The 13553-nt window shown below is 67.3% G+C and carries 11 protein-coding genes; 6 read left to right on the top strand and 5 right to left on the bottom strand.

Annotated elements, in window-relative coordinates:
• Nucleotides 1-27: 27 nt before the first annotated feature.
• Nucleotides 28-1182 (bottom strand): hypothetical protein, encoded by a 1155-nt coding sequence (locus IFSED24_RS05710; protein ID WP_491334254.1) that lies wholly within the window; start codon nucleotides 1180-1182, stop codon nucleotides 28-30.
• Nucleotides 1183-1522: 340 nt separating this feature from the next.
• On the opposite strand from IFSED24_RS05710, the gene IFSED24_RS05705 reads away from it, so the two are divergent.
• Nucleotides 1523-4318, top strand: coding sequence for a cytochrome c3 family protein (locus IFSED24_RS05705; RefSeq protein ID WP_491334253.1), 2796 nt, complete (start codon nucleotides 1523-1525; stop codon nucleotides 4316-4318).
• A gap of 22 nt (nucleotides 4319-4340) precedes the next feature.
• Here the strand turns inward: IFSED24_RS05705 and IFSED24_RS05700 are convergent, their stop codons facing one another.
• A complete protein-coding gene (locus IFSED24_RS05700; RefSeq protein WP_491334252.1) occupies nucleotides 4341-5162 on the bottom strand; it encodes a hypothetical protein in 822 nt (273 codons plus the stop codon).
• A gap of 241 nt (nucleotides 5163-5403) precedes the next feature.
• Between IFSED24_RS05700 and IFSED24_RS05695 the strand changes: the two genes are divergently transcribed.
• Entirely contained in the window at nucleotides 5404-5982 is a 579-nt protein-coding gene (locus tag IFSED24_RS05695; RefSeq protein ID WP_491334251.1) for a hypothetical protein, read from the top strand.
• An 81-nt stretch (nucleotides 5983-6063) separates the two neighbouring features.
• Here the strand turns inward: IFSED24_RS05695 and IFSED24_RS05690 are convergent, their stop codons facing one another.
• The gene (locus tag IFSED24_RS05690) at nucleotides 6064-6594 is read right to left on the bottom strand and encodes a DinB family protein (RefSeq protein WP_491334250.1); all 531 of its coding nucleotides are present in this window, start codon (nucleotides 6592-6594) and stop codon (nucleotides 6064-6066) included.
• Between the two features lie 146 nt (nucleotides 6595-6740).
• A complete protein-coding gene (locus tag IFSED24_RS05685; protein ID WP_491334249.1) occupies nucleotides 6741-8303 on the bottom strand; it encodes an HAL/PAL/TAL family ammonia-lyase in 1563 nt (520 codons plus the stop codon).
• A 189-nt stretch (nucleotides 8304-8492) separates the two neighbouring features.
• Between IFSED24_RS05685 and IFSED24_RS05680 the strand changes: the two genes are divergently transcribed.
• Both IFSED24_RS05680 and IFSED24_RS05675 read left to right on the top strand, forming a co-directional pair.
• A complete protein-coding gene (locus IFSED24_RS05680) occupies nucleotides 8493-9254 on the top strand; it encodes a TVP38/TMEM64 family protein (protein ID WP_491334248.1) in 762 nt (253 codons plus the stop codon).
• Complete coding sequence (locus IFSED24_RS05675) at nucleotides 9251-9853, top strand: plasmid pRiA4b ORF-3 family protein (protein WP_491334247.1); 603 nt, start codon at nucleotides 9251-9253, stop codon at nucleotides 9851-9853. Before IFSED24_RS05680 ends, IFSED24_RS05675 begins: the two co-directional genes overlap by 4 nt.
• Before the next feature lie 13 nt (nucleotides 9854-9866).
• Here the strand turns inward: IFSED24_RS05675 and IFSED24_RS05670 are convergent, their stop codons facing one another.
• Nucleotides 9867-10868, bottom strand: a complete 1002-nt coding sequence (locus tag IFSED24_RS05670; RefSeq protein WP_491334246.1) for an HDOD domain-containing protein — start codon at nucleotides 10866-10868, stop codon at nucleotides 9867-9869.
• A 146-nt stretch (nucleotides 10869-11014) separates the two neighbouring features.
• Here IFSED24_RS05670 and IFSED24_RS05665 point away from each other — a divergent pair, with 146 nt between their 5' ends.
• Nucleotides 11015-12520 carry a PAS domain-containing sensor histidine kinase gene (locus IFSED24_RS05665; protein ID WP_491334245.1) on the top strand — a complete coding sequence of 502 codons (1506 nt, stop codon included), beginning with the start codon at nucleotides 11015-11017 and terminating at the stop codon, nucleotides 12518-12520.
• 10 nt (nucleotides 12521-12530) lie between these two features.
• Nucleotides 12531-13409, top strand: a complete 879-nt coding sequence (locus IFSED24_RS05660; RefSeq protein ID WP_491334244.1) for a DMT family transporter — start codon at nucleotides 12531-12533, stop codon at nucleotides 13407-13409.
• Nucleotides 13410-13553: the final 144 nt, after the last annotated feature.

Genomic DNA, 13553 nt, shown 5'->3' with positions numbered 1-13553 from the left:
GGCCATGCATCGCTCATGAGGCGGCCCTCAGCGCAGGCGCAGGGGTTGGCCGGGCGCCTTGGGCGGCGGCGGCCAGACCTGACGATCGGATGGAGGCGGCCACGAGGTGTCGGGCGCTCGGCTGGCCACCGGCAGGGTCTCGTAATCGGCGGCGGTCAGACCGGTGACCAGCCAGCTGCTCCGGCTCATGTCGGAATCACGCCAGGTGCCCAGGATAGCGGAGCCGTCGTTGCTGATCTCGAGTGCGTCGGCGAGAATCATGTTTCCGGGGATGTTCGCGCCGAGGCTGGTCAACCACTCGTGCAGCGGGAGCATGCCCGATCGGGCGGTCCAGACGAATGCCGTCAGGTCGTCCCAGGCTGGCGATCCGCTCCACCCCACCACCACCCCTCGGTCCGAGACGTCGGCCGCCAGGCTCTGGTCCCAGGCGCCGTCGCCGAGCACGCCCATGTCCACCAGGCCGGCGGTGTCGTCGAAGTAGAAGGCGCGGCCGTCGAGCTGACCGCATAAACGCTCTCCCCTACCATCGATGGCGTACACCTCCCCGGTCTGCTCGGGCTGGGCCAGGAGCTGGAGGCGGCCAGCGACCCAGCGGGCCGGGCGTCGGTGGCCCGTGCTGGGGTGTTCATCGAAACCCACGGCCACGTCCGCTGTCATGGCGGTGTCCGAGGCCCGGCTGCCGTGGCCGGAGTCTGGCAGTGGAACGACTCCGCTCGCGGCTGTCCAGTGCAACGCCGTGGCACCTGCTGAGGACCAGGTCAGACCGACGGCCACCGTGCCGTCCTGGTTGGTTGCGTAGCAGCTGCTCTGGCGGTCGACGCTCGTGGGGTAAGTCGGCCTGGCCACGAGTGGAGTCCAGCCGCTGCCTGCCCGCCAGACGGCGGCCGTTCGTTGTCCCGTGATCGGGTTCAGGACGGTGCCGCAGACGGTTCTTCCGTCGCCGGAGATGCCAACGCTGGCGGTGAGTTCGTGACCGGGGCCCAGATCCTGATAGCCTCCGGTGGCGGTCCAGAGGTAGTAGTGGCCGCCGGCGTTCACGGCCACCACGCGGCCATCGGAGGAGAGCGCGTGGGTGACCCAGTAGGCCTGCCGGGGCGGTTCGAGAAGCTGGAAAGTCATGGCGCTGGCCGTGAGGGGGACGGCCGCCATGTAGATGCAGCAGGCTGTCAACCAGCGGATCAAGACGGGTTCCTTTCCGGGCTTCTCCTGACATCACGGGGGCGCGACGAAGATAGTCGGTCCTGGGGCATCTCCGCGCATCCGGACGTTGCAAATGCTGTTCTGGATGTTGCTTTCCTGCATCCGCCATTCCCTTAGACATTGGTCGTACATTCGAGGTGTTCGCGGTAGGGATTGGTTAGGAGAACGAGGAGATAAAGCCAGAATAGGGGCGCTATTGATAACGCAAGTCATTGTCACAAAACCTCTTATTGACTGGAGACGGGATGCGATAGATCTTTAATCTCACACCAACCAGCCTCCGCAATGACACCTCCGGGTGTCCCGACCAAAAGAGGTCCCGATGCGTCGCAGCCCCACTCTGCTCCTGATCGCGACCACCCTCCTCCTCATCCTCGCACCCTCCGTGCCGGCCCAGGACAACGACCTCTGCCTCATGTGCCACGAGGACACCGAGCTCACCAAGATCCGGGGTGAGCGAGTGGTCTCGCTGTACATCGACGCCGACAAGTTCGTGGCCTCGGTTCACGGCCAGGAGGAGATGTCCTGCATCGACTGCCACCAGGACCTCGCCGGCCTGGAGGACATGCACGACGAGGAGCTCGAGCCGGTGGATTGCGCCATGTGCCACGACGCCGAACAGGGCGTGTTCGAGCACAGTCTGCACGGCACCGAGCTGGCCAAGGGCAACCCGCTGGCGCCGCACTGCTGGGACTGCCACGGCGCTCACGACATCCTGCCGCCCAGCGAGCCCACCTCGCGGGTGAACCGCTTCAACATCCCCTTGATGTGCGGCAACTGCCACAAGGAGGGCGCACCGGTCGCGCGGTTCTACGACATCCCGCAGGACAGCATTCTGGCCCACTACCAGCAGAGCATCCACGGCGAGGGCCTGTTCAAGCGCGGGCTCACCATCAGCGCCGTCTGTATCGACTGCCACACCGCCCACGACGTGCGCAACCACCTCGACCCGCAGTCGTCGATCCACCGCGACAACGTGGCCGGGACGTGCCAGCAGTGCCACGGTCGCATCGAGCAGGTACACCAGAAGGTGGTGGCGGGCGAGCTCTGGGAGAAGAAGCCCGACAAGGTGCCGGCGTGCATCGAGTGCCACCAGCCGCACAGCATCCGGCGCGTGTTCTACGATGAGGGCATGTCGAACCAGGAATGCCTCGAGTGCCACGGTCGCGAGAACCTGACCATGCAACGCGACGGCGAGACCGTCTCGCTCTATGTCGACCGGGCCGAGCATCTGGATTCGGCTCACGTCACCACGACGTGCGCCCAGTGCCACACCGGCGCTACGCCCGGACACGACGAGCGGCCGTGCGCCACCGTCATCGAGAAGGTCGACTGCGCCATCTGCCACGCCGACCAGGTCAACCTCTTCAACGAGAGCACCCACGGCACCCTGCTCGCCCGTGGCGATCAGGATGCTCCCGACTGCGTCGACTGCCACGGCGTGCACGGCGTGCGCAAGAAGCTCGACCCGCGGTCGCCCACCTACGTCAGCAACATCGCCGACCTCTGCGCCAAGTGCCACGGCGAGGGCGGCCAGGCCGACGTGCGCTACGACGGTCGCGACAAGGGCATGGTGGAGAACTACGCCGAGAGCGTGCACGGTCGCGCGGTCCAGCAGGCGGGCCTCGTGGTCTCGGCCACCTGCACAGATTGCCATACCGCGCACCACATGCTGCCGGCCGACAACGTCGCTTCCACGATCCACCGCACGCGGATCGCCGACACCTGCGCCAAGTGCCACGAGGGCATCCTCGAGACCTTCCACGGCAGCATCCACTTCACCGGTGAGGCGCGCGACGGCCACAAGCTGCCCATGTGCAACGACTGCCACTCGTCGCACGAGATCACCAAGACCGACGCCCAGGGCTTCATGCGCGAGATCGTCAGCACCTGCGGCAAGTGCCACGAGGACGTGACCGAGAGCTACTTCGAGACGTTCCACGGCAAGGTCGTCAAGCTGGGCTACACCGAGACCGCCAAGTGCCAGGACTGCCACGGCGCCCACAACATCCTGCCACCTTCGGATCTGAACTCGACCCTCTCGCGCGACAACATCGTCGAGACCTGCGCAAAATGTCACCCGCAGTCGCACCGCCAGTTCGCGGGCTACCTGACCCACGCCACCCACCACGACAAGGACAAGTATCCGTTCATCCACTACACGTGGCTGTTCATGACCGCGCTCCTGGTGGGCACCTTCGTGTTCTTCGGGATCCACACCTTGATGTGGCTGCCGCGGTCGATCCAGGCGCTGCGGCACTCACGCCAGCTGCGCGCCGAGCAGAAGCCGGGGGAGAAGCAGTTCCGCCGCTTCGGCCGCCTGCCGCGCTACCTGCACATCCTGGTGATCATCTCGTTCCTCAGCCTCGCGGTCACGGGCATGACGCTGAAGTTCTCGTACTTCGGCTGGGCCCAGACCATCAGCGCGGCGCTCGGCGGGTTCCAGGGCACCGGTGTGATCCACCGCCTGGCGGCGCTGGTCACGTTCTTCTACTTCGTCCGCCACATCATCGCGCTCTTCGCCATGCGCCGGCACTCGGGCCAGAGCTGGAAGGCGTTCCTCACCGACCCCAACTCCATGCTGCCCAACAAGCGCGACGGCCAGGAATTCGTGCAGACCATGAAGTGGTTCGTGGGGGTGGGGCCGCGGCCCGAGTACGGCCGCTGGACCTACTGGGAGAAGTTCGACTACTTCGCGGTGTTCTGGGGCGTGGCCATGATCGGCTTCAGCGGGCTCGTGCTCTGGTTCCCCGAGTTCTTCACCCGCTTCCTGCCCGGGTCGTTCATCAACGTGGCCACCATCATCCACAGCGACGAGGCGCTGCTGGCCACCGGCTTCATCTTCACCATCCACTTCTTCAACACGCACTTCCGCCCCGACCGCTTCCCCATGGACCCGGTCATCTTCACCGGCCGCATGTCGCTGGAGGAGTTCAAGGAGGACCGGCCGCGAGAGTACGCCGAGCTGGTGGCCAAGGGCGAGCTGGAGAAGCACCTGGTCGAACCCATGGATCCCATGATGGTGCGCGCCATGAAGATCTTCGGCTTCTCGGCACTGTTCGTAGGCCTCAGCCTGATCGTGATGATCATCTGGGCGGTGCTGTTCGGCTATCGCTAGCCTGGTTCGAGGGGCTGGGAGCTCAATGCTCCCAGCCCACGATCCTCCCCAGCAGCCACCAGAACGCCATCCCCTTCCGGTAGCAGTTGTAGCAGTGCGAGTGGGCGCAGCCGCCGCACTCGGGGCAGTCGTGCGTGGCGCACCAGTCGCTGCACCAGCCGCAGGCGTCGCTCTCGTCGGGGTGGAACGTGCCGGCGGGGTCGTGGCTCTCGATGGCGGCGAAATCGAACAACCACTTCTCGTGCGCCTGGCAGTAGGCGCGGATGCGGTCGTTGTTCGCACGCAGGGTGCCGTCGGGCCCGCTGCCGTCGAGGTGGCCGGTCATGTAGACGAAGGTGATGGCGGGGTAGTCCACCTCGAGCTGGTTCATGGCCGCCAGGTAGGTGTCGATGCCCTCGGGAGTGTTGTCGGAACAGCCGCCGCACCACGACCAGACCACGACATGGGTTTCCTGGGCATGGTCGGCGAGCCAGGCGCGGGTGGCCTGTTCCCAGGCGAGGCTGCCGTTGTGTCCGAGGTCGCCGCCGGGCTCGTGGACCGTCGGCTGGCGGTAGTCCGCATCCTCGGCCTCGACCATGTCCAGGCCGGTCATGAGCTGGCTGCCGTGGCTGGTGTGGCCGTAGTAGATGCGCAGGGTGTCGGCGATGGCGGTGGCCACCGACACCGGGAGCAGGTCGAAACCGGCCACGGCGCCCTGATCGGCCACCAGGCCATCGACGGTAATGGGGGGGGCATCGCCCGCGGCGGGATCCGGCGTCACCGGGTCGTCCTCGCCGCCGCTGCAGGCCATCAGGGCGAATAGCAAGCCGAGGGCGATGCCCGGGAGTTTCTGGTGCTTGCGCATGACGCCTCGTTTCGGTGGGAAGTCCCGGCCCCGGTTGAACGCCCCGGATCATGCAAGCATCATTCCGTAGGCGTCGGTTGAAAACAGGATGCATGTGGGGTATCATGGCGCCCACGTATGGTTCCGTGCACGTCTATCGCGAACGACATCGGTTTTCTCATCGTCATGACAGCGGGCGCACTGCAGCCAACGTGGACGTCCTGGAACGATCCCATCGCCTAGCATACCGAGGAGGATCTCCATGAAAACCATGTTTGCGCTGCTCGCCATGGCGCTGGTCGCCGGCGGCGCTCTCGCCCAGGGTGCCGACGAATTCGGTCTCTGGCGCATGGACGGCGAGGCCTATCTCAACGACATGAATCCCGTGGTCGCTGGTTCCTTCGACCTCTTCATCACCTTGCATAATCCCAGCATCGACCCCGTCGGGGGCTTCGAGGTGGGCTTCGAGCTGCCGCCCGAGGTGATCATTTCCGACCTGGTCCTGGGCACGCCCGGCATCAACTTCGGCGAGGGGGATACCGATCTGCTGGTGGGTTTCGGCGAGCCCTTGCCGGTGATCGCTGGGATCAATGTCCTGGCCACGCTGGAGTGCGTGATCATCGATCCCTTCACCGATCCGTGGCTGGTCGAATTCCACTCGCCGGTCAACCCGAGCATCCCCGGGTTCGACGGGCCGGTCTACTCCAACGGCGAGTTCCCCGACCAGCTGATCATGTGCGAGACCGTCACCGGCATGCCGGGCGTCTTCGTCTTCGCGGGCGAGGGGCCGGTGGGGGTGGAGATGCGGACCTGGAGCGGGGTGAAGGCGCTCTTCGAGTAGTTACCGCACCCAGATGGAACGGGCGAGGCCATGCTCCTGGCGAGCATGGCCTCGTTGCCATCGGGCGGCGACGCGCACCGGTCACATGCCCCAGAGGTGCATGGTGTTGACCTCGTGACCCTGGAGCTTGAGATAGTAGAACAACTGGCCCTTGTGCTGGTTCAGGTGCATGACCATGCTCAGCAGATGGGCGCCGAGGGGCCGACTCATGCCCTCGGGCTCCCAGGGCGCGGTCATCATCTCGCCGTCCAGGCGCTCCTCGCCGGCCTCGGCGATCATGCGCAGCGCCACCTGGCGGTCCTCGTCGAGGAGGCGGCGCGCCTCGGCCACGCTGTCGATGGTGGGCAGCTTCTCGGCCGGTGGCAGCATGTCGCCCTCGGGCATCTCGCTCATGTCCATGCCCTCGGGCATGCCCCAGTCGCCCGTGACGAAGCCCTTGCAGCAAAAACCGCAGGCCGTGGTCAGATGCATCAGGAGCTGGCCGGTGGTCATCCAGTTGGATCCGGTGGCCGGTTTCCAGTCCAGAGCATCGTCACTGCAGAGAGCCATGAGTCCATCGGTGGGGGAATAGGCCTGATTCACGGCGTCGGTGAGCAGATCGGTCCAGGTCATGGCAATTCCTTCCGGAAGAGAACACGGTGCCAAGGGTGCAGACATGGTACGAACGAACGAAGGCGAAAACAAGGCGAAAAACAGGGTTGGTCAAAAAAACGCGACCGGGCAGGCGCCGGTCGCGCTCGTGGAAGCGGCGGGTCCGTTCAGTGCACCGGATGCGGCGCCACGTCGTCCTCGTCGGGAGGGGCCAGCGGGCCCACGGCGGCCTCCACGGCCTCGAGAATGGCGCACGAGCGGACCAGCTCACGCATCCTGGTATGGTCGGGGTAGAGAGGGCGGTCGATCTCCAGGAAGTCGACGTGCTTGCGGATGACCTCGCGCGCCGCCCGAGATCCCTTACCGGGCGTGAACTCGCGCAGGTCCAGCGCCTGGGCCGCGGCCATGAACTCGATGCCCAGCACGCCGAAGGCGTTCTCCAGGATCTGCTTGTTCTTGATGGCGGTGTTCATGCCCATGGAGACGAAATCCTCCTGGTCGGCGGCGGCGGGGATCGACAGGGTGGCCGCGGGCGCCGAGAGGATCCGTTGCTCGGTGATCATCATGTCGGCGGTGTACTGCGAGAGCATCAGCCCCGAGAACATGCCCGCGCCCCGGGTCAGGAAGGCCGGCAGGCCCACCGACAGTGCCGGGTGCAACAGGCGGTTCAGGCGACGCTCGCTCAGCACCGACACCATGGTGATGGCGCAGCCGGCGCCCTCCATGGGCAGTGAGACCGGCGTGCCCTGGAAATTGGCGCCGGTGAGGGTCTCGTTCTCCTCGGGGAAGAAGATGGGGTTGTCGCCCACGCCGTTGAGCTCGGTCTCCACCTGGCTGCGGGCCCAACGCACCGCGTCGTGGGCGGCGCCGATCACCTGGGGGCTCGAGCGCATGGAATAGGCGTCCTGCACCTTGACGTCGATCTTGCCGGTGGCCAGGTCGCTGCCGTCGATGCACTGGCGGATGGCGGCGGCGGAGCGCACGGCGCCGCGGAAGCCGCGCACCTGGTGCAGGCGCTCGTCGTAGGGCTTGAGGTTGGCGAGCAGCGCCTCCAGCGACATGGCGCAGGCGATCTCGGCCTGACGCAGCCAGCGGTCCATGTCGTGGAGGTGGATGGCGCTCATGGCGGTCAGCAGGTTGCTGCCGTTGATGGTGGCCAGACCATCGCGGGCCTGGAGACCGGGCACCGGGATGCTGGCCCGGTCCAGGGCCTCCTTGCCGGGCAGGAGCTCGTCCTGGTAGTAGGCCTGACCCTCGCCCATCATCAGCAGCGCGATCTGGGACATGGGGGCCAGGTCGCCGCACGCGCCCACCGATCCCTTCTGGCAGACGAATGGCGTGACGCCCTTGTTGAGCATCTCGATCAGGGTGAGCGTGATCTCGGGACGGCAGCCGCTGTGCCCATGGGCATGGACGTTCACCCGGCCGGCCATGGCGCCGCGGACGTATTCGACGGGCGCCGGTTCGCCGATGCCAGCGGCGTGGTTGTAGATCAGGTATTTCTGGAAGTCGCGAGTCTGGTCCTCGTCCAGGACCACGTTCACCAGCTCGCCGATCCCGGTGTTGACCCCGTACATGATCTCCTTCTGCTCGATCTTTCGCTCGAGCAGCGCGCGGCAGGCCTTGATGCGTTCGAGGGCCTGGGGGGCGAGCTGGACCTTCTCGCCGTGGCGGGCGATGCGCACCAGCTTCTCACAGGTCAGTCCGGATCCGTCGAGAACGATGGTCATGTTCGGGTCTCCCTTGCGCAGCATCGAGGCGGGCCGGACCTGGCGCCGGGCGTGAGGCGCTCGCCGCGGAGTCCGGGGACGATCCCCTCCAATATGGGGGACGCGGAGGGGACTTTCCAGCCGGCGATTCAGCGATTAAACTGGCTCCAGCCCTACCGGCCAACGCACGGACCTCTGCACGGGAACAGCATGACCATCGCCGCGAACATCACGAACGGCCCCGAGGCCGACCGCCTGGAGCCGCGGACCAGGTCGGCCGGACACGAAGTCTGGCGCTATCTGGGCCTCCTGTTCGTCGTCGTCATCCTCGCCTGGTTGGCGCGACAGCACTTCGGGGCGGTGCGCGCCTGGCTTGACGGGCTGGGCCCCCTGGCGCCTCTGGGTTTCCTTGCCGTGCATGCCCTGCTCATCCCCGTGGGCTTCCCTGTCTCGGTTTTGGGACTCCTGGCCGGAGCCAGCTTCGGCATCGTTCCGGCCACCGCGCTGCTGACCCTGGCGGGCCTGGTGTCGGGCACCATCATGTACTGGCTGGGGCGGGGAATCCTCTCCCGGAAGGTCCGCGCCCACGCCGCCCGTCGACCGCGCCTGCAGCGATTCCTGGCGCTGGCGGAGGCGGACAGCGTGCGCCTCATGATCCTGCTCCGGCTCAGCCCCCTGCACTTCGGGCTGCTCTGTTACTTGCTGGGCGCGGGCCGTGCGCGCTTCGTCCCCTATCTGCTGACCACGGCCTGCGTGGCCCCGAGCGCACTCCTGCAGGCCTATCTGGGCCACACGGCCAGGGTCGTGGGGGAGGTGGCGCTGCAGGGCGCCCCGACGTCACCTTGGCAACTGGCGCTCATGGGTGTGGGCCTGGTGGCCGTCATCGTGCTGAGCGTTCTGCTGGGCCGCATCACCCGGCGCGCCCTGGCCACCTCACCATCGCCATCTCCGGCGCGGGAAGGATCCGCATGACCGACCGCAGCGACAAGATCATTCCGTTCCCAGGCCAGCCGGCCACCGGTGCGCTGGTTCTGAAGGTCGAGCTGGTGCTGGCCCCCTACCCGATCTGGCGGCGTCTGCGCATCGGCGACCGCGCCACCTTCTGGGACCTGCACGTGGCCATCCAGGACGCCATGGGCTGGAGCCACCGCCACCGGCACCTGTTCAGCGCCGACCATCCCGTCAGCGGCGAGCGGCTCCGCCTGGGCATCCCCGAACAGGAGAGCTTCCATGGCCGGCAGGCGGTTTTGCCTGGCTGGGTCCTGCAGGTCGGTGACGTGGCGCGCCCCGACCACCCGCCCTTCCTCTACACCTACCACCTGGGCGAGGAATGGCAGCACGAGGTGAGCCTGGAGGCGGTGGAGGCGCCACCGGTGACCGGTGCCCTCCCGGAATGCCTCGATGGAGCCGGGCTCTGCCCTCCCGAGGGCCTGGGCGGGCCGGCGGCCTTCCGGCAGCTCTTCGAGTCCGGTAGCCTCCCCGACGAGTTCGATCCCGATGATTTCGCGGTGGCGGATGTGGTTTTTTGCGATCCGGGCCTGCTCTGGCGCGACCGTTTCAGCGAGGAATGACCAGCCGTGGCGCTCAGCGGCGGCGCCTCGGCGGCCGCCGGGGAGGTCGTCGCGCAGCCCGTCGCTGGCGTCCCCGCCGCGCATCCGTGGGCGCCGTATTGGCTTGAGGCGTTCCTGGGTCCAGTTCGGGCGGAGCGCCATGACCGATGGCCTGGACCAGCTCGGGGAGGCTGCCCAGGACCGGTTTCAGGTCCTCGCACCAGCGGACCAGGGTCTCGGCGGTGAGCGGCAGGTCGCCGACCAGGCCCAGGAGTTCGGCCGCCGGCGGCTCCAGATCCAGCTTGGGATAGGTCCAGATGCCCAGTCCCCAGTGGCGCACCAGCAGGTCGGAGAGGGCGATCAGGCGGGCGCCGGGATCGGCCGCCGGATCATGATGATGGACGATGGCCGCCACCAGATGTCCCGGCAGCGACCAGGTCAGGGCCACCGCGCCCGACACCAGCGCATGATCGCGTCCCGTGACCTGCCGTTCCTCGGCGAGGGTGACATGCCGCGGTCCCGTCGTCCGCGGCAACATTCGATCCATCAGCAGCTTGCCGACGTCGTGGAGCAGCCCGGCGACGAACGCGCTCTCCGCGTCCAGTGGGGAGCGGGGCCCCAGGAGGTTGGCGAGGCCACGGCAGGCCGAGCCGGTCGCCAGGCTGTGCAGCCAGAAACCGTGCCCCGGATAGCGGTAGCAGCTCAGGCGGTGCTGGAGCAGATCCCGGGTGGCCACCGCATAGACCAGCCGGGAGATGGCGGAGAGTCCCATGACCACGCAGGCCTCGGTCACCGACGCCACCGGCCGCGACAGCTTGAAGAAGCCGCTGTTGGCCTGGCGCAGAACCCAGCCCTGGAGCACGGGATCGCGCTGCAGGGCCCGGGCCAGATCTTCCGCGCGGGCGGTGTCGCGATCGGCGTCGCGCAGGAAGCCCTCGATGACCTGGGAGAGGCGCGGTAGGTCGGCGATCTCCGGCGCCAGTTCGCGCGCGAGCTCGGCGACCGACGTTGGCGGCGTGATGGTGTCTGGAGTCATGGTTAGCTCCCGGGAGGGGTTCGCCTTCAAGGTCGGCCGGATCTCCCTGGACTTGAGGCCGTCGCGACCAGCTCTTGTTTCTCGCCGCCCGAGCGGGGACAATGGCCGCGGGTGTCGCCCGGGCACCGGAAAGGAATGCGTGGTCCATGACAGGGCTGATGGTGATCGCCTTGCTGGTGGGCGGGATGCTGCTGGCGCTCCTCGGGTTCATGCTCCGCGGCTACTGGTGGCGACGCACCCAGCAACGGCGGATGGTGGGCGACCTCGCCGGCCTGCAGCTGCCGTTGATGATGGTGGAATTCCCCAGTCGCCGCATCCATTTCTCGCCGATCCTGCTGGCGGAACTCGGTCTCGATCCCGAGGCTAGCTACCAGGTCGAGGAGGTGATCGCGTCCCATGTGCTTGAGACCGACCACGCGCGCTTGCGCGACCTCGTGCACGCCATCCGGACCGGTCGCCATGTCTATCGCGAGGCGGAGTTCGCTGTGCGCTATGGCGACGGCCGCTGGCATCAGGTCGAGGTGCAGGCCTTCCGCCTGGGGACCTGTGGGCTACGGACCGGCGTGCTCGCCGCCACGCTCATCGACCGCACCCGCACCCACGAGATCGAGGAGGAGCGCGACCGCCTCTTCAACCTCTCCATCGACCTGCTCGCCGTGGGGGACCTGAGCGGCCGCCTGCTCCAGGTCAACCCGGCCTGGGTCCGGGTCCTGCGCTGGTCCCGGGACGACATCATGGACCGATCGTTCACCGACCTCGTCCATCCCGGCGATCGCGACCAGGCGCAGCAGGCGCTCCGCCAGCTGCGCGAGGGCTCACCGGTGCGCGAACTCGAGCTGCGCACGCTCTGCCGCGACGGCACCCATCGCTGGCTCTCCTGGAGCTCGTTCCCCTTCACGGCGCGGGGCAGCGTGTTCACCGTGGCCCGGGACATCACCGACCGGCGGGCCGCCGAGGAGCAGCTCCGCCGCTACCAGCACCGCCTGCAGCAGCTCGCCAGCCAGCTGGCCACCGTGGAGGAGCGCCAGAACCGGCGCCTCGCCGAGATCCTCCACGATACCCTGGCCCAGGACCTCTTCGCCGCCCGTGCCAAGGCCGACCTGCTCAAGTACCCGGACCGTCTGGAGGATCCCGAGGCGGTACGGCAGGAGGTTTCCGACATCATCGCCCACGCCACCGAGCTCACGCGCACTCTGACCTTCGAGCTTTTCCCGCCGGCGCTCTACGAGGTCGGACTCGACGCCGCCCTGGAATGGCTCTGCCGCAGCTTCCGCAAGACCCGCGGCCTGGCCTGCGACTTCGCCTGTCCCAACGAACCCCAGGACCTGGTCCTGGACCTGCGGACTCTGCTCTACCAGGGTACGCGCGAGCTGCTGGGCAACGTCTACAAGCACGCCGAGGCCAGCCGCGCCGAGGTCGTGCTTCGCTACGAGGACGGCCAGGTCGTACTCCAGGTTGACGACGATGGTTGTGGGTTCGATCTTGCCGACCTGGATGTCGAACAGATGGACAACCAGACCCCACGAGGGTTCGGGCTCTTCAATATCCGCGAGCGCCTGGGCCAGCTATCCGGACAGCTCAGCATCGAGACCTCGCCCCTGGGCGGCGGCCGGGTGACCATCACCTTGCCGCACGGCGCGGGCCAGGACTGACAGGCAGGCCATGGGCGAGTTCTTCGCGCTACTCACCGCGGCCTTCTGGGCCGGTGCGGTCATCCTCTTCAAGCGCTCGGGTGAAACCGCGCCGCCGCTGGCGCTCAACTTCTACCGGGTGGTGGTCTCCGGCTTCCTGCTGCTGATCACCATGCTGGTGCTGGGCATGCCGCCCTGGCGCGACGCCCCCGTCCGGGATTACGCCCTGCTCGCGTTGAGCGGGATCGTGGCCATCGCCCTGGCCGACACCCTCTTCCACGCCTCGCTGAACCGGGTGGGGGCGGGCATCACCGCCATCGTGGATTGCCTCTACTCGCCACTGGTGGCGCTGTTCGCCTACCTGATCCTGGGGGAGACCCTCACCCTCATCGATCAGGTGGGCATGATGCTGGTGGTGTCGGGGGTCCTGGTGACGGCCCAGGGCGCGCCGCCGCCTGGGTCCACGCGGCGAACCCTCGGCGTGGGGATCGTGCTGGGTGCGCTGGGCATGGTGGCCCTGACCTTCGGCATCGTCATCGCCATCCCGGTGCTCGAGCGCCAGCCAGTGGTCTGGGCCACGGGGATGCGCCAGTTCGCGGCGCTGGCCGTCCTCGCGCCCACGATCCTGCTTTCGGGCCGCTCCCGCGACCTCCTGTCGATCTTCAACCTCTCGCGACCCACGCTGCGCTACGCTCTGCCAGGCACCGTGCTGGGCAGCTACCTCGCCCTCATGTGCTGGATCGCCGGCATGAAGTTCACCGCGGCCGGCAGCGCGGCCATCCTCAACCAGACCTCCACCATCTACATCATCCTGCTGGCCCGGTTGTTCCTGCGGGAACCCCTGACTCGACGCCGGTTGCTGGCCTGCCTGCTGGCGCTGTCCGGGACCCTCTGCGTCGTCCTCGGCTAGATTCGGTCCGTGGGATGCCAGACCGAGCCCGGGCTGGGTCGTCCTGTCCGCGTTCATGTTAAAGATTTGCCAATGACTTGATTTTCTTGAAACATGCGTTATATAACGTTCGTTCTATTCGAGGCTCTGCCTGGAGGTTTGCGA

Source organism: Candidatus Latescibacter sp. IFSED24 (genome assembly GCF_058273205.1).
This window is presented reverse-complemented; position numbering and strand designations above follow the sequence as displayed.